Raw genomic sequence first — 14112 nt, forward strand, 5'->3', positions numbered from 1 at the left:
TCACGGTGACGGCGGTGGCCGACGCCAAAACTGCTGGGACGTCTGACGTGCACAGGACATGGCACCCTCCCGCCATGTCCAGGCGCCGCAAGTATCGCTGCGCACCACGGCAATGCCGGCCTCGCTGTAGCGCGCAAGCACCGCGGCATGCGGATGGCCGAAGCGGTTGAGGTAGCCCGCCTGCACCACCGCCACCCGTGGCGCCACCGCCTGCAGCCACGCCGGGCTGGACGAGGTGCGGCTGCCATGGTGGGGCACCAGCAGCACGTCGCTGCGCAGGCGGGCGCCCTGCGTGGCCAGCAGCCAGGCTTCCTGCGGCGCCTCGATGTCGCCCGTCAGCAGCACGCTGCGGCCGACGGCATCCACCACCCTCAGCACGCAGCTGCGCGCATTGGGGCGCATCGGCTGTGAATATGAGCCGGCCGGCGGGTGCAGCACCTCGAAGCGCACACCGTCCCAGGCCCAGTGCTGGCCGGCCTCGCAGCGCTGCTGCGGCCGGGGGCCGGCCAGCAGCGGATGGCCCTCTTCCAGCGAGCTGAGCAGCGCCGCCACCGGCAGGCCGGCCATCAGCGAGGCGGCGCCGCCCACGTGGTCGCTGTCGCGGTGGCTGAGCAGCAGCAGGTCGATGCGGCGTTCGCCCCGGGCCTGCAGCAGCGGCAGCAGCACGCGGGCACCGGCGTCGTTGCCGCCGTCGCTGGCGGCCTGTACCGGGCCGCTGCCGTAGGCCGGCCCGGTGTCGAACACCAGCAGATGCCGCCGCGTGCGCAGCAGCACGGCGGTGCCCTGGCCGATGTCCACCGCCACCACCTCCAGCCCGCCTTCAGCCGGCCGCTGCGGTGGCGGCCACAGCAGCGGCAACAGCAACGGCAGGCCCAGCAGCCGCCAGCGCCAGGGCAGGCGCAGCACGCCCAGCAGGCCACCGGCCAGGCCGGCCAGCTGCGCCCAGGCCGGCGCCGCCGCCACCGTGAACACCGCGCCCGGCACTTCCTGCAGCACCTGCAGCAACGCCGCCAGGCCTTGCAGCACCGCCGCGGCCAGCCACCACAGCGGCGGCAGCAGCAGGCCGGCCAGCGCCAGCGGCGTGACCAGCAGCGTCACCAGCGGAATGGCCAGCAGGTTGGCCACGAAGCCCACCAGCGACAGCTGCTGAAAGCACACCAGCGTGAGCGGCGCCAGCCCCAGCGTGGCGACGGCCTGGGCCCGCAGCAGTCCCTGCGAAGCGTGGCTGGCGTGGCGGCGCAGCCGGGCCAGGAGGCCCGGAGGCACAAGCGGCACGTCGTCCGCCTCCGTCGGCGCTGCCGGCGCGGTGTGGGGCCCGGGACCCGACGCCATCAACAAGCCCACCGCCGCGAACGACAGCCAGAAACCCGGCTGCAGCAGCGCCCAGGGGTCGAAGGCGGTGACCACCGCGGCCGCGGCCAGCAGCACCAGCGGCGCAGGCCAGTGCAGGCCGGCCTGCGCCAGCATCGCGGCGGTGGCCAGCATCCACACGGTGCGCTGGGCCGGCACGCCCCAGCCGGCGAAGGCGGCATAAGCCGCGGCCACCGCCACGCCGCCCCAGCGCGCGGCCACCGGCGCCGGGCCACAACGCAGGGCGGTGGCACTGCGCCGCCACACCCGACCGATGGCCCAGGCCGCCAGCCAGGCCAGCATGGTCACGTGCAGGCCGCTGATGCTCATCAGGTGGGCCACGCCGGTGTCGCGGAACAGGCGCCAGTCGCCAGCCTCGATGGCCGCCTGGTCGCCCAGCACCAGCGCGGCCAGCACGCCGGCGCTGCGCTCATCGGCCACCTGGCGCATCAAGGCATCCCGCGCCTGCTGGCGCACAGCGGCCAGCGAAGCCCAGGGCGCCGGCGCCAGGCGCTGCGGCGGGGTGGCACCGCCGTCACGCACGCTGCCGGTGGCGCGGATGCCTTGCTCGAACAACCAAAGCTCGCGGTCGAAGCCGTGCGGGTTGACCAGCCCGTGGGGCTGGCGCAGGCGCACCGGCAGGCGCCAGCGCTCACCGGCGCGCAGGCCGGTGGCCACCACCGGCATCGCCGGGCCGGCATCGTCGGCCTCGTCGCGGCCGGCGTACCAGCCCAGCAGCACCCGCCGCGGCACCAACACCGGCCGGCCCTGGTGCTGCGCGGCCTGCACCTCGAACACAAAGCGCACGCCACCCGGCACGCTGCGCGGCAGGTCGGCCACCGTGCCTTCCGCCAGCAGCACCTGGTTCTCCAGCGCGGGCGGCACGGCCTCGGCCAGCACCACGCTGGCGCGCCACGCGGACAGGCCCAGCCCTGAACCCGTCAGGCCGGCCATGGCCAGCGGCAGCCACCAGCGCGGCGGCCGGCCGCGCCAGGCGAGGCAGGCCGCCAGCAAGACCACCGGCAGCGAAGCCGCCACGCAGGCCGCGGCATGCCACCACGGCCAGGCGCTGGGAAGCAGGCAGGCCAGCAGCACGCCGCCGAGCCATGCGACTACCAGCCCGGCGAGCTGCAGGCCCGCCGCGTGTCCTCCCATGCGGCGAGTGTAGGCACGAGCCCCTCTTTCGGGGGTGTACGATCCCGCGCTCTTTCTTCCCTCCGTCCGTCCCGAAGGATCACGCCACCATGTCTTCCCCGATTGCCGAACGCCTGAAGTCCCTGGGCATCACGCTGCCCGCCGTCGCCACGCCGGCCGCGGCCTACGTGCCCTTCGTGCAGACGGGCAACCTGGTGTTCATCTCGGGCCACATCGCCAAGAAGGACGGCAAGCCCTGGGTCGGCAAGCTGGGCGCCACCATGACCACCGACGAAGGCAAGGCCGCCGCACGCGCCATCGCCATCGACCTGATGGGCACGCTGAGCGCGGCCGTCGGCGGCGACCTGGGCCGGGTCAAGCGCATCGTCAAGCTGATGAGCCTGGTCAACAGCACGCTGGAATTCACCGAGGCGCACCTGGTGACCAACGGCGCTTCCGAACTGCTGGGCGAGGTGTTCGGTGCCGAGGTCGGCGCCCATGCGCGCAGCGCGTTCTCGGTGGCGCAGATCCCGATGGGCGCCTGTGTCGAGATCGAGCTGATCGCCGAAGTCGCAGCGTGAGGGCCGCGGATTCGCCGGCCCGGCGCAGCAATGCGTGGCTGGGCATGATCGCGCTGGTGTCGCTGGCCGCGGTGGCGGCGGCGCTGGTGTCGCAGCATGTGTTCGACATGCAGCCCTGCCCCTGGTGCGTGCTGCAGCGGGTGATCTTCGTGGCCATCGCCATCGCCTGTGTCATCGGCCTGGTCCTCCGCAACGGTCTGGGCCGCGGGCTGTCGGCCCTGCTGGTGCTGCTGCTGTCGCTCAGCGGCGTGGCGGCGGCGCTGTGGCAGCACTTCGTGGCCGCGGCCACCGCCTCGTGCAACCTCACGCTGGCCGACCGCATCGTCAGCGGCCTGGGGTTGGACGGCTGGGCGCCCGAGGTGTTCCAGGCCCGCGCCTCCTGTGCCGATGCGGCGGTGAAGGTGCTGGGCGTGCCCTACGAATTCTTCAGCCTGGCGCTGTTCGTGGTGTTCGCGCTGGCCGCGCTGCGGCTGCTGCGCCGCTGAAAGCACCGCGCCCTTGGGGTCACGGCGCCGACAGGCGCAGGGCCACGATGCGCTTGCGCGTGCCCGGGTGGGTGGCCGAGTCCTTCTGCACCCCGTAGCGGGTGAAGGCGGCCACCGCCGCCTCCATGCCATGGCCCAGGCGGCCGATGAGCTGCAGCGCATAGGCATCGGCGCCCAGCTCCTGTTCATGCGACAGCGCCGACATGTCGCGGCCCAGCAGGCCGGCCACCGCATCGGTGCGCGACTGCAACACCTCGGCCGGGATGTGACGCTGGTACACGCGGCCCACCGCCGCCCAGTCGGCATGCGCCACATGGCCCAGCTCATGCGCCAGCACGAAGAGGCGTTCACCCTCGGGCCGCGACGCCAGGTCGGCATGCACCACGATCAAGCGGCCATGGAAGGTCTCGGCCACCACCGGGCCCTGCACCACCTGCAAGCCCACCGCGCGGCCTGCCAGCCCATCGGCCGCCGCCAGCACCCGCTGGAAACTGGCCTGCAGCACGCGGGCGCGCGCATCGTCCGCGTCCACCGGTGAGAGCTGCGCCAGGCGCAGCGACTGCGAGCGGTCAAGCACGTCCAGGATGTTGTCGGCCGCGCTGGCAGGCAGGACCGACAGCAGGCCGAAGGCGGCCAGCAGCAGGGCCGACAGGGCTTTGATGGACGGCGGCATCGACTTCTCCGGTGGGCCGACCCCCACGGGCGGCAGCCTCCGCGGTGCAACATGCATACCCAGGATCTAGGGTTTACCCCCAAATCCCGCCACCGTCCGCGGGTGTCAGGTCGGCAGCCGGCGTGCGCCCCAGGCCATCAGCAGCGCCGCGGCCACCAACACCGTCAGGCCGCCGGTCAGCGAAGTGGCATGGGCCACGCCGCCGATCAGCGGCGGCCCGGCCACGAAGCCCAGGTAGCCCAGCGACGACACCGCCGCGATGCCCGCCGCCGGTGCCACGCCCGGTGCGCGGCTGGCTGCCATGAGGAGGATGGGCACCACGTTGGCCAGGCCTGCACCCACCAGCGCCAGCGCCGGCACCGCCACCCAGGCGCTGTGCGCCAGCAGCGCGGTGCTCATGGCCGCCGCCGCCAGCAGGCCGCTGCCGGCCAGCAGCCGCGGTGCGGGAATGTGCGTGCGCAACCAGTCACCGGCAAAGCGGGTCAGCGCCATTGCGCCGGCAAAAGCCGCGTAGCCGGCAGCGCCCACCGCTTGGTCCTGCTGCAGGTCCTGCACGATCCACAGCACGCTCCAGTCGTAGATCGCGCCTTCGGCCATCAGGCCGGCGGCCCCCAGCAGGCCCAGCAGCACCAGCAGGCCGGTCCAGCGGCGGCGCGGGCCGTCGGCGGGGTCGTGCTCCACCGCCGGGTGCTCGGGCAGCATGCGGGCCGAGACGGTGAGCATCACCAGCAGCGCGGCGGCGCAGGCGCCCGCCAGCTGCCACAGCGCCGGCACCTGGGCGTGCAACAGCAGGCCGCCGACACCGGCGCCGGTCATCGCACCCAGGCTCCACATGCCGTGGAAGCCGCTCATCACCTTGAGGCCGCCACGCGTTTCCAGCAGCGAGCCTTCGGCATTGATGGCCACGTCGAACAGCGCGGTGGAGGCACCGAACACGCCCAGCAGCAGCACCAGCGGCAACATGGCCAGCGGCGCGCCGCTGCCGCTGGAAGGCAGCAGCACCGAAGCCAGCGAGACGCACAACGTGAGCCCCGCCAGCTGCGTCACCCGCCGCGGCCCCAGCCATTCCACGATGGTGCCGGCCCGCAGCAGGCACAGCACCGCCCCCACCGCCGCGGCCAGCAACGCGATGGACAACTGCCCTTCCGACAACGCGTAGTGCGCCTTGGCGCTGGGCACGTGGGTGCCCCAGCTGCCGGTGATGAAGCCGAACGCGAAGAACTGGGCCCGCGTGGCGAAGCGCGCGCGCCGCAGCTGGCGGTCGGTGAGGTCGGCGGCGGGCGATGGCGGCATGGGTCGGCGGGCGGGTGAGGTGTTTGCACGATTATGCACACTCAAATACATTCCCGCATTCAATCACCGCGCAATGCCGCAAACCCAGATGAGCACGCCCACCGACCTGCCCCGCTTCGTGGAAGAGCGCCAGCAACGCATTGCCGAGTTGCTGAAGACCCGCGGCCGGGTGGAGGTGGCGGCGCTGGCGGCCGATTACGGCGTGTCGGACGACACCATCCGCCGCGACCTGCGGCAGCTGGCCGCCCGCGGCCTGGTGCAGAAAACGCACGGCGGCGCGGTGGCGCTGAACACCGGGGTGATGAGCTCGCAGCAGCGCGCCGCGGTGATGCCGGCGGTAAAGCAGGCCATCGCCCGCCGTGCGGCCGGCCTGGTGCAGCCGCACCAGACGCTGTTCATCGACGGCGGCAGCACCGCACTGGCGCTGGCCCAGCAGCTGCGGGCCGAGGGCGCACCACGCCCGCTGACGGTAGTGACGCATGCCCTCGACGTGTTCCTCACGCTGGCCGACGTGCCGCAGCTGCGGCCGGTGCTGGCCGGCGGCGAATGGCTGCCGGTGCACCGGGTGTTCGAAGGTGAACAGGCGGTGGCCACTTTGCGCGCCCACCGGGCCGACATCGCTTTCCTGGGCGCCTGCGCGCTGCATGAGCGCACCGGCGTCACCGCCTGGCAACCGGGCGACGCGGCCATCAAGCGCGCGATGGTGGCCGGCGCGGTGCGCCGCGTGGTGCTGTGCGATGCCAGCAAGCTGGGCGACGTGGCGCCCTGCGCCGTGGCCGAGCTGGCCGAGCTGGACCACGTGATCACCGACGGCGAGCCGGCCTTCCTCGGCGCACGCCGGCTGGCGCCGGCGGTTTAGGTCAGGCCACGACGCGCAGGACCTTCAACAGCCCCTCCACCTTGCGGCCCTTGCGCGCCCGCTTGCCCACATGCTCGACCAGCGCGGTGTTGCGCAGCACTTCTTCCTTGGGCTTGCCGCCGCGGCCGCTGCCGTGCACGGTGCAGCTGGTGGCCAGCGTGGCGACGGAGACCAGCGGCGAAGCGGCGTCCACGTCCATCAGCGTCAGGCCCTTGCCGCCGCCGGGCTGCAGCTTGAGCTCGTCGAGCGCGAACACCAGCAGCCGGCCGTCCAGCGCCAGCGTGGCCACCTGCGTGTGCGCCGGCTGCACCGGCACCGGCGGCAGCACCTTGGCGTCGCCCTCCAGCGTCAAAAAGCTCTTGCCGCCGCGCTGGCGCGACAGCAGGTCGCCCAGCTTGGCCAGCAGGCCATAGCCGCCGGTGTTGGCCAGCAGCAGCGTGGTCTCGGGTGCGCCGGCCATGTAGTGCGCCGGCTGGGTGCCGGCTTCCAGCTCGATCAAGGAGGTGATGGGCGCCCCGTCGCCGCGGCCGCCCGGCAGCAGCGACACCGCCACCGTGTACACCCGGCCGTTGCTGCCGAAGACCAGCAGCGGATCGACGCTGCGGCAGGCGAAGGTGCCGTACAGACCGTCGCCGGCCTTGAAGGCCAGCGTGCTGGCATCCACCTCGTGGCCCTTGAGCGCACGCACCCAGCCCTTCAGGCTGACCACCACCGTCACCGGCTCGTCGACGATGCGCACCTCGGCCTGGGCGCGCTTGTCGGCCTGGATCAGCGTGCGGCGGTCGTCGCCATGCACCTTGGCATCGGCCTCGATCTCGCGCACCACGGTGCGCTTGAGCGAGGCGGGCGTGGCCAGGATGTCTTCCAGCTTCTTCTGCTCGGCGCGCTTCTCGGCCAGCTCCTGCTCGATCTTGATGGCTTCCAGCCGCGCCAGCTGGCGCAGCCGGATTTCCAGGATGTCCTCGGCCTGCCGGTCGCTGAGGCTGAAGCGCTCGATCAGCGCGGCCTTGGGCTCGTCGGCATTGCGGATGATGCGGATCACCTCGTCGATGTTCAGCAGCACCAGCTGCCGGCCTTCCAGCACGTGGATGCGGTCCAGCACCTTGCCCAGCCGGTGGCGCGTGCGGCGCTCCACCGTGGCCGTGCGAAAGCCGATCCACTCCAGCAGGATCTGGCGCAGGCTCTTCTGCGTCGGGCGGCCATCGGCGCCCACCATCGTCAGGTTGATCGGCGCGCTGCTTTCCAGGCTGGTGTGGGCCAGCAGCACGTTGATCAGCTCCTGCTGGTCCACCGTGCGGCTCTTGGGCTCGAACACCAAACGCACCGGCGCGTCCTTGCTCGATTCGTCGCGCACCGCGTCCAGCACGCCCAGCACCGTGGTCTTGAGCTGCGTCTGCTCGGTGCTCAGCGCCTTCTTGCCGGCCTTGACCTTGGGGTTGGTCAGCTCCTCGATCTCTTCCAGCACCTTCTGCGTGCTGGTGCCGGGCGGCAGCTCGTTGACCACCACCTGCCACTGGCCGCGGGCCAGGTCCTCGATCTTCCAGCGGGCGCGCACCTTCAGGCTGCCGCGGCCGGTGGCATAGGCCTCGCGGATGTCGGTGGGGCTGCTGATGATCTGGCCGCCGCCCGGGTAGTCGGGGCCGGGCAGCACCGCCAGCAGCTCGTCGTCGCTCACCAGGTCCTGCTTGAGCAGCAGCACCGCGGCGGCGGCCACCTCGCGCAAGTTGTGGCTGGGCACCTCGGTGGCCAGGCCCACGGCAATGCCGCTGGCGCCGTTGAGCAGCACGAAGGGCAGGCGCGCCGGCAGCTGGCGCGGCTCTTCGGTGGAGCCGTCGTAGTTGGGAATGAAGTCGACCGTGCCTTCGTCGATCTCGTCCAGCAGCAGCCGCGTGATGGGCGCCAGCCGCGCCTCGGTGTAGCGCATGGCCGCAGCGCCGTCGCCGTCGCGGCTGCCGAAGTTGCCCTGGCCGTCGATCAGCGGATAGCGCTGGCTGAAGTCCTGGGCCATGCGCACCAGCGCGTCATAGGCGGCGGTGTCGCCGTGCGGGTGGAAGCGGCCCAGCACGTCGCCCACCACCCGCGCGCTTTTCACCGGTTTGGGACCGGCGGTGGTGGTGAAGGCCAGGCCCATGCGCTCCATCGCATACAGGATGCGGCGCTGCACCGGCTTCTGGCCGTCGCACACGTCGGGCAGTGCGCGGCCCTTGACCACGCTGAGCGCGTATTCCAGGTAGGCCTGCTCGGCATAGTGCGCGAGCGTGATGGCATCGGTCGGGGCGCCGCCATCGGGCGGCATCAGGTCAAGCTGGTCCATGGGCTCATCAGGCTGCGGGCGCGTACTCGGGGCCCAGGCGGGCCGGCACCCTGGCGCCATGCGCAGCGGCCGCTGCGGGGCGCAGCGCCCGCGCGGCAGCGCATGGCGAAAGCGCGAATGTTACCCCCCAGGGTGCGCCCCCGCCCTGGGGCGGCCAGGCGGGCGGGTGGTTCAGTCCCGCCGGGCCGCCCCAAGGGACTGAGCTCCCCCTCGGGGGGGCGCGAGCGCAGCGAGCTTGGGGGCCGACGTCACCCCGGCAGCGTGAACGAGAAGGTGGCGCCCCGGCCCTCGGCGCCATCGGCCCAGACCTGGCCGCCATGCAGCTCGACGATGCGGCGCACCACGGCCAGGCTGATGCCGGCGCCTTCATGGCCATGGCCGTGCAGCCGCGCGAACGGCCGGAACAGTTCGTCGGTGCGGCTGGCCGCGAAGCCGCAGCCGTTGTCGCGCACCTGGAAGCGCCAGTGGCGACCCAGGTTCTCGCAGCGCAGGTCGATGCGCGGGCGCGGCACCCGGCTGCTGAACTTGTAGGCGTTGTCCAGCAGGCGGGCGAACACCTGCGTCATCAGCACCGGGTCCACGCACAGCGTGGGCAGCGAGGCCACGCGCACCACCGCCTCGGGCGGCGCCGGCTGCTCGCGGCGCACCGCGGCCACCAGGTCGCCCAGGGCCACGCGCTGCAACTGCGGCACCGCGCCGGCCGTGAGCAGCAGTTCGGACAGCGCGCCCACCAGCCGCCCCAGCCGCTGGCTGTGCTCGCCGATCATCGACACCCACTCGCGCGCCTGCGGCACGTCGCCTTCGTCCAGCCGCGCCTGGATCAGCTCGGTCAGCATGCGCATGCTGTGCAGCGGGCCGCCCAGGTCGTGCGACACCTTGTGGGCGAAGCGCTCGAGGTCGGCGATCGCGTCGAACATGCCGGCACGCGGCCGGCGTGGCGGCGCGGCCGTTTCGCCATCCGCATGCACGGCCGGGTGGATGAAGGGGGTGCGGGCCGACGTGCGCACCGCCACCGACTGCACTTGTTCTGCCAGTTCCATAGATCACTCCGGGCCGGGTTGCTGCGGGGTGCGGACCCCCAGCCCCGGGTCCGCATGCAGGTTTTATCGGCTCCAGGCCCCTATCAATTGATAGAAATGCTGCGATAAATCGATGGCAATCCACAAGACTTCGGCCGCCTGAGTCAAAGAGGCCCCGCATTGCCCTGCCGCCGGACGGCCCCTAGCATGCGTCGCACCCCTCCACCACAGGCGGCCACCATGTTCTCTCACGTCTACGTCGGCACGCAGGATCTCGCGCGGGCCTTTGCCTTCTATCAACCGGTGCTGGCCGAACTGGGGCTGGTGCTGCGCTTCCACGAAGCAGAGCAAGGCTGGGCCGGCTGGCAACCCGCCGGTGGCGGGCGTCCGCTCTTCATCGTGGGCCAGCCCTTCGACGGCCAGCCGCACCTGCCGGGCAATGGCCAGATGGTGGCCTTCCTGGCCGACAGCCGGGCACAGGTGCAACGGGTGCACGCCGCCGCGCTGGCGGCGGGTGGCCAGTGCGAAGGCCCGCCCGCCCCGCGGCCGCACTACCACCCGCACTATTTCGGTGCCTACTTCCGCGATCGGGACGGCAACAAGCTGGCCGTGGCCTGCCACACGCCAGAAGCCACCGGCGGCTGAGCATGAAAGGGCGCTCCTCGTTCAATCATTGAAGTATTGGGCCCACTCATAGGGAAACTCCCCAAGGCATTGGCGATCAAGATACTTAAATTGTTGAAGTACTCGACACCGATGGAGACAACCCATGATTGATCGCCGAACCCTGCTGGCCGCCGTGCCTCTGCTGGCCACCCTGCCCCGCGCCGCCTGGGCGCAACAGCTGGAGACGGCCAAGGTGCTGTGCGGCTTTCCGGCCGGCGGCACCACCGACGCGGTTTCGCGCCGCGTGGCCGACAAGCTGCGGGGCGCCTATGCCCGCGTGGCGCTGGTCGACAACAAGGCCGGCGCCGGCGGCCGCCTGGCAGCCGAAGAAGTGAGCCGGTCGGCGCCCGATGGCAGCACCATGCTGCTGACGCCGGCCTCCATCGTCACGCTGTACCCGCACATCTACACCCGCCTGGGCTACGGCCCGCGCGACCTGCGCCCGGTGAGCACCGCCTGCCACATCTCCTTCGGCTTCGGCGTGGGTCCGGCAGTGCCGGAATCGGTGCGCGACATCAAGGGCTTCCTGGCCTGGGCCAAGGCCAACCCCGAGCAGGCCAACTACGCCTCGCCCGGTGCCGGCACGCCGCCGCACTTCATCGGCGCGCTGCTGGCCAAGGAAAGCGGACTCGACCTGCGCCACGTGCCCTACAAGGGTTCGGCGCCCGGCATCCAGGACCTGCTGGGCGGCCAGGTGGCGGCGATGAGCTCGCCGGTGGGCGACTACCTGCCGCACCTCAAGAGCGGCAAGCTGCGGCTGCTGGCCACCTCGGGCAAGCAACGTTCGAAGCTGGTGCCCGACGTGGCCACCTATGCCGAACAAGGCTTTCCGGCGCTGACGGTGAGCGAGTGGTATGGCTTCTTCCTGCCCGGCAAGGCCAGCGACGAGGTGACGCAGCGCGCTGCGGCCGCCATCGCCACCGCCGTCAGCTCGCCCGACGTGGTGGAAGCCTTCGCGCAACTGGGCCTGGAGGCCTCGGCCAACAGCCCGGCCGAACTGGCCAAGGCCGTGGCCGACGAAACCGCGGCCTGGGGCCCGGTCGTCAAGCGCGTGGGGTTCAAGCCGGAGGCTTGAGGCGCCTGCGCCGGCATGGAGCGCGCCAGCCGCGGCGCTCACTTGAGGTGGTAAGGAGTATTCCTTACCATCCAACTTTTGCAGGAGAGCGACCATGCCGGCCATCCACGAAGTTGCCACACTGACCACCAAAGGCCAGCTCACGCTGCCGAAGTCCATCCGGCAGGCGCTCGGCGTCGATGCGGGTGGCAAGGTCGCCTTCGACCTGCGGGATGGCGAAATCGTCGTGACCCGGGTCGGTGCCGAGCATCACGACCCGGCAATCGGCTCGTTCCTGAGCCTGCTCGCCCGGGACATTGAAGCGGGGCGGCACATCCACGCCCTGCCGGAAGACCTGGCCCGCGCGATGCTGGCGCATGCCGGCCGAGCGGTGGACCTGGGCGAGGACATCGACGGGGACGTCGATCTCTGATGCAGCGACATGGCTGGACACTGCTGTTCCACGCTTGCGTGATCGAACAGCTGCAAAAGCTGCAGGCAGCCGCCCGACGGGCGCAGGCCAGCGAACAGGCCGATTCGAATGCCAACGTCAAACTGTTCCGGGCCCTGAGCCACTTGATCTTGGACGTGGTGCCTGGTGACCCGTCGCGCGACGAATACCGTCAGGGCAACACGCTGGGCCCGGCCCACCGCCACTGGCGGCGGGCCAAGATCGGAAGACGGTTTCGATTGTTCTTCCGCTACGACTCGAAGGCCAAGGTCATCGTGTACGCATGGGTCAATGATGAGCAGACCCTGCGGTCGTCAGGCAGCAGGTCGGACCCGTATGCCGTGTTCGAGAAGATGCTCGGCCGCGGCCACCCGCCGGACGACTGGAGCGCATTGCTCCAGGCCAGCAGACAGGACTGGAGCCCGCCGTAGCCGGCTCGCTGCCCGTCGCTGAGCCTCGTCACTTCAACGGCAGGCGAAGTTCGCCGCCGACTCCACGTCGCCGCTGCCCAGGTAGCGGGCCACCTGCGGGTACGGGCACAGCGGCCGGCTGCGCTGGGCCGACCAGCCGCCCGGCACGTCGGCATTGACGCCGCCCGCATTGCCGGCGCCGCGCGCAGTGGCGGTGACGGCGCCGGGGGCCTGGCCCTGCTCCACCCAGTTGACCAGCGGCGTCAGCATGTCGAACTGCTCGGTGGCCGGACCGCCGGAACAGTGGTTCATGCCCGGCACCCGGTAGTAACGGGCGAAGTCGGCGGCCTGGGTGCCGTGGCGGCGGGTCAGCGCCTCGTACCAGGCGTCGGTGTCGTCGCTGGAGAAGATCGGGTCGCTGGTGCCGTGATAGACCATCATCTTGGCGCCGCGCTGCTTCAGCGTGCCCAGGTCGTCGACGTTGGGCGGCAGCATGAAGCTCATGGCGCTTTCGGTGTAGGTGGCGTTGGTGGCGGCCACCTTGTCCAGCATGCCGTCCAGGTCGGCCGTCAGCGCGAAGGCCGTGGCGTTGAAGCCGGCCACCGGCTCGGGCGGCACCTGCCACACGATGCCCACCGCGCCCGGGTCGCGGGTGAGCGAGTTGCTGTACTTCCAGCCCGCCCAGCCGCTGGTGGCCAGGCCCGCGTCGTACGGAAAGCTGCGGTAGATGCTGCGGCCGCTGGCGGTGCGCGCACCGGTGAACAGGCCCGCGATGCCGCTCTTCTGCGCTTCGGTCAGGCAGCTGCCGTCGCGGCTGCCGGTGCAGGTGGGCACGTCGCGCGACAGGTTGAAGGCGGCCTGGCAGGCGGTGATGTCCTGCACCAGGCCGTCGGTGGCGCCGTCCAGCGCGTCGCAGCGGGCCAGCACCGCGTTGGACACCAATGCACGCTCGGCCAGGGTGAAGCCGGTGGCCGGGTCGTTGGCCGTGCTGGCCAGCGCGTTGTACACCCGCACACCGGCCATGTTGGCGATGGCGGCCAGCGGCAGCCGGTAGCCGGGGTTGCCGACCAGCACGCCGTCGTACTGGTCCGCATAGCGCGAGGCGGCCACCATCGCATGGCGGCCGCCGTTGGAGCAGCCGCCGATGTACGAGCGATCGGGCGCGCGGCCATAAGCGGCCGCGATCAGCTGCTTGGCCATGGGCGTGAGCGTGCCCACCGCCTGGTAGCCGTAGTCCAGACGCGCCTGCGGATCGATGCCGAAGTTGGGACCCAGCGCCGCCGCATGGCCGGCGTCGGAGCTGATGACCGCAAAGCCCTGGGCCAGCGCGTGGTTGAGCGGACCGCCGCCACCCACCGGTCCCACGGCGGTGAGCACGCTGCCGTCCAGGCCGCCGTTGGCCTGGTAGAAGAAGCGCCCGTTCCAGTCCTGCGGCAGCCGCATCTCGAAACCGATGGCGTAGCTGTTGCCGTCCACCGCGCTGGTGCGCTGGTTCATTGCGCCGGTGACACGGCAATGCGCCCGCACCGGCTGGCCGGCCACGGTGAGGCTGCCGGCCGGCACCTGCTCAGCCGTTCGGATCACGGTGTTGGCCAGGTTGAGCCGGCTGGCCAGGTCGGTACACGCGTTCAGGGTGCCGGGCGTGGCCGCGCTCAGCCTCGGCAGGCTGGCCGAGCCGCCATCACTGCCGCATCCGGCCACCAGCGCGGCCGCTGCGGCGGCCAGCAAGGTCAGGGGAAATCCGCGCATGCATGTCTCCATCTGGATGAACTAGTTCGTTCATCTTATGAAGCATCCACCGGCTTGCATTGGCGGTTTTCCCC

General features: G+C 71.6%; 13 protein-coding genes. 7 read left to right on the forward strand and 6 right to left on the reverse strand.

The genetic code is table 11. The features are described from left to right. Complete coding sequence (locus MW290_RS26515; protein WP_250197342.1) at window positions 1-2505, reverse strand: DNA internalization-related competence protein ComEC/Rec2; 2505 nt, start codon at window positions 2503-2505, stop codon at window positions 1-3. 89 nt (window positions 2506-2594) lie between these two features. On the opposite strand from MW290_RS26515, the gene MW290_RS26520 reads away from it, so the two are divergent. Next, complete coding sequence (locus MW290_RS26520) at window positions 2595-3065, forward strand: RidA family protein (RefSeq protein WP_250197343.1); 471 nt, start codon at window positions 2595-2597, stop codon at window positions 3063-3065. Next, on the forward strand, window positions 3062-3550 hold the full coding sequence (locus tag MW290_RS26525) for a disulfide bond formation protein B (RefSeq protein ID WP_250197344.1): 489 nt from the start codon (window positions 3062-3064) through the stop codon (window positions 3548-3550). The genes MW290_RS26520 and MW290_RS26525 overlap by 4 nt, the downstream gene beginning before the upstream one ends. 19 nt (window positions 3551-3569) lie before the next feature. Here the strand turns inward: MW290_RS26525 and MW290_RS26530 are convergent, their stop codons facing one another. Together MW290_RS26530 and MW290_RS26535 are read right to left on the reverse strand one after the other, a co-directional pair. Next, window positions 3570-4223: a M48 family metalloprotease gene (locus MW290_RS26530; RefSeq protein ID WP_250197345.1), complete on the reverse strand. Its 654-nt coding sequence runs from the start codon at window positions 4221-4223 to the stop codon at window positions 3570-3572. 105 nt (window positions 4224-4328) lie between these two features. Continuing rightward, window positions 4329-5516 carry an MFS transporter gene (locus MW290_RS26535; RefSeq protein WP_250197346.1) on the reverse strand — a complete coding sequence of 396 codons (1188 nt, stop codon included), beginning with the start codon at window positions 5514-5516 and terminating at the stop codon, window positions 4329-4331. 73 nt (window positions 5517-5589) lie between these two features. Between MW290_RS26535 and MW290_RS26540 the strand changes: the two genes are divergently transcribed. Continuing rightward, window positions 5590-6375, forward strand: coding sequence for a DeoR/GlpR family DNA-binding transcription regulator (locus tag MW290_RS26540; protein WP_250197347.1), 786 nt, complete (start codon window positions 5590-5592; stop codon window positions 6373-6375). A 1-nt stretch (window position 6376) separates the two neighbouring features. On the opposite strand, the gene parC is transcribed toward MW290_RS26540, so the two are convergent. Together parC and MW290_RS26550 are read right to left on the reverse strand one after the other, a co-directional pair. Then, complete coding sequence (gene parC, locus MW290_RS26545; protein WP_250197348.1) at window positions 6377-8689, reverse strand: DNA topoisomerase IV subunit A; 2313 nt, start codon at window positions 8687-8689, stop codon at window positions 6377-6379. A gap of 248 nt (window positions 8690-8937) precedes the next feature. Beyond that, window positions 8938-9729 (reverse strand): sensor histidine kinase, encoded by a 792-nt coding sequence (locus tag MW290_RS26550; protein WP_250197349.1) that lies wholly within the window; start codon window positions 9727-9729, stop codon window positions 8938-8940. A 219-nt stretch (window positions 9730-9948) separates the two neighbouring features. Here MW290_RS26550 and MW290_RS26555 point away from each other — a divergent pair, with 219 nt between their 5' ends. The 4 genes from MW290_RS26555 to MW290_RS26570 all read left to right on the forward strand — a co-directional run bounded on the left by MW290_RS26555 (window position 9949) and on the right by MW290_RS26570 (window position 12310). Continuing rightward, window positions 9949-10353 carry a VOC family protein gene (locus tag MW290_RS26555; protein WP_250197350.1) on the forward strand — a complete coding sequence of 135 codons (405 nt, stop codon included), beginning with the start codon at window positions 9949-9951 and terminating at the stop codon, window positions 10351-10353. Between the two features lie 124 nt (window positions 10354-10477). Further along, entirely contained in the window at window positions 10478-11449 is a 972-nt protein-coding gene (locus MW290_RS26560) for a Bug family tripartite tricarboxylate transporter substrate binding protein (RefSeq protein WP_250197351.1), read from the forward strand. A gap of 94 nt (window positions 11450-11543) precedes the next feature. Beyond that, a complete protein-coding gene (locus MW290_RS26565; protein WP_250197352.1) occupies window positions 11544-11861 on the forward strand; it encodes a type II toxin-antitoxin system PrlF family antitoxin in 318 nt (105 codons plus the stop codon). Next, window positions 11861-12310 carry a type II toxin-antitoxin system YhaV family toxin gene (locus MW290_RS26570; RefSeq protein ID WP_250197353.1) on the forward strand — a complete coding sequence of 150 codons (450 nt, stop codon included), beginning with the start codon at window positions 11861-11863 and terminating at the stop codon, window positions 12308-12310. Before MW290_RS26565 ends, MW290_RS26570 begins: the two co-directional genes overlap by 1 nt. A gap of 33 nt (window positions 12311-12343) precedes the next feature. Here MW290_RS26570 and MW290_RS26575 read toward each other — a convergent pair whose 3' ends face one another. After that, the gene (locus MW290_RS26575) at window positions 12344-14038 is read right to left on the reverse strand and encodes a tannase/feruloyl esterase family alpha/beta hydrolase (protein WP_250197355.1); all 1695 of its coding nucleotides are present in this window, start codon (window positions 14036-14038) and stop codon (window positions 12344-12346) included. Window positions 14039-14112: the final 74 nt, after the last annotated feature.

This window comes from Aquincola tertiaricarbonis (assembly GCF_023573145.1).
GTDB lineage: Bacteria > Pseudomonadota > Gammaproteobacteria > Burkholderiales > Burkholderiaceae_C > Aquincola > Aquincola tertiaricarbonis_B.

Bases quoted from the DNA above. Each gene is read 5' to 3' on its own strand.
- MW290_RS26575 (WP_250197355.1), bottom strand. From the start codon at position 14,038: ATGCGCGGATTTCCCCTGACCTTGCTGGCCGCCGCAGCGGCCGCGCTG.
- MW290_RS26520 (WP_250197343.1), top strand. From the start codon at position 2,595: ATGTCTTCCCCGATTGCCGAACGCCTGAAGTCCCTGGGCATCACGCTG.
- MW290_RS26535 (WP_250197346.1), bottom strand. From the start codon at position 5,516: ATGCCGCCATCGCCCGCCGCCGACCTCACCGACCGCCAGCTGCGGCGC.
- MW290_RS26550 (WP_250197349.1), bottom strand. From the start codon at position 9,729: ATGGAACTGGCAGAACAAGTGCAGTCGGTGGCGGTGCGCACGTCGGCC.
- MW290_RS26530 (WP_250197345.1), bottom strand. From the start codon at position 4,223: ATGCCGCCGTCCATCAAAGCCCTGTCGGCCCTGCTGCTGGCCGCCTTC.
- MW290_RS26555 (WP_250197350.1), top strand. From the start codon at position 9,949: ATGTTCTCTCACGTCTACGTCGGCACGCAGGATCTCGCGCGGGCCTTT.
- MW290_RS26540 (WP_250197347.1), top strand. From the start codon at position 5,590: ATGCCGCAAACCCAGATGAGCACGCCCACCGACCTGCCCCGCTTCGTG.
- MW290_RS26515 (WP_250197342.1), bottom strand. From the start codon at position 2,505: ATGGGAGGACACGCGGCGGGCCTGCAGCTCGCCGGGCTGGTAGTCGCA.
- MW290_RS26565 (WP_250197352.1), top strand. From the start codon at position 11,544: ATGCCGGCCATCCACGAAGTTGCCACACTGACCACCAAAGGCCAGCTC.
- MW290_RS26560 (WP_250197351.1), top strand. From the start codon at position 10,478: ATGATTGATCGCCGAACCCTGCTGGCCGCCGTGCCTCTGCTGGCCACC.
- MW290_RS26570 (WP_250197353.1), top strand. From the start codon at position 11,861: ATGCAGCGACATGGCTGGACACTGCTGTTCCACGCTTGCGTGATCGAA.
- parC (WP_250197348.1), bottom strand. From the start codon at position 8,689: ATGGACCAGCTTGACCTGATGCCGCCCGATGGCGGCGCCCCGACCGAT.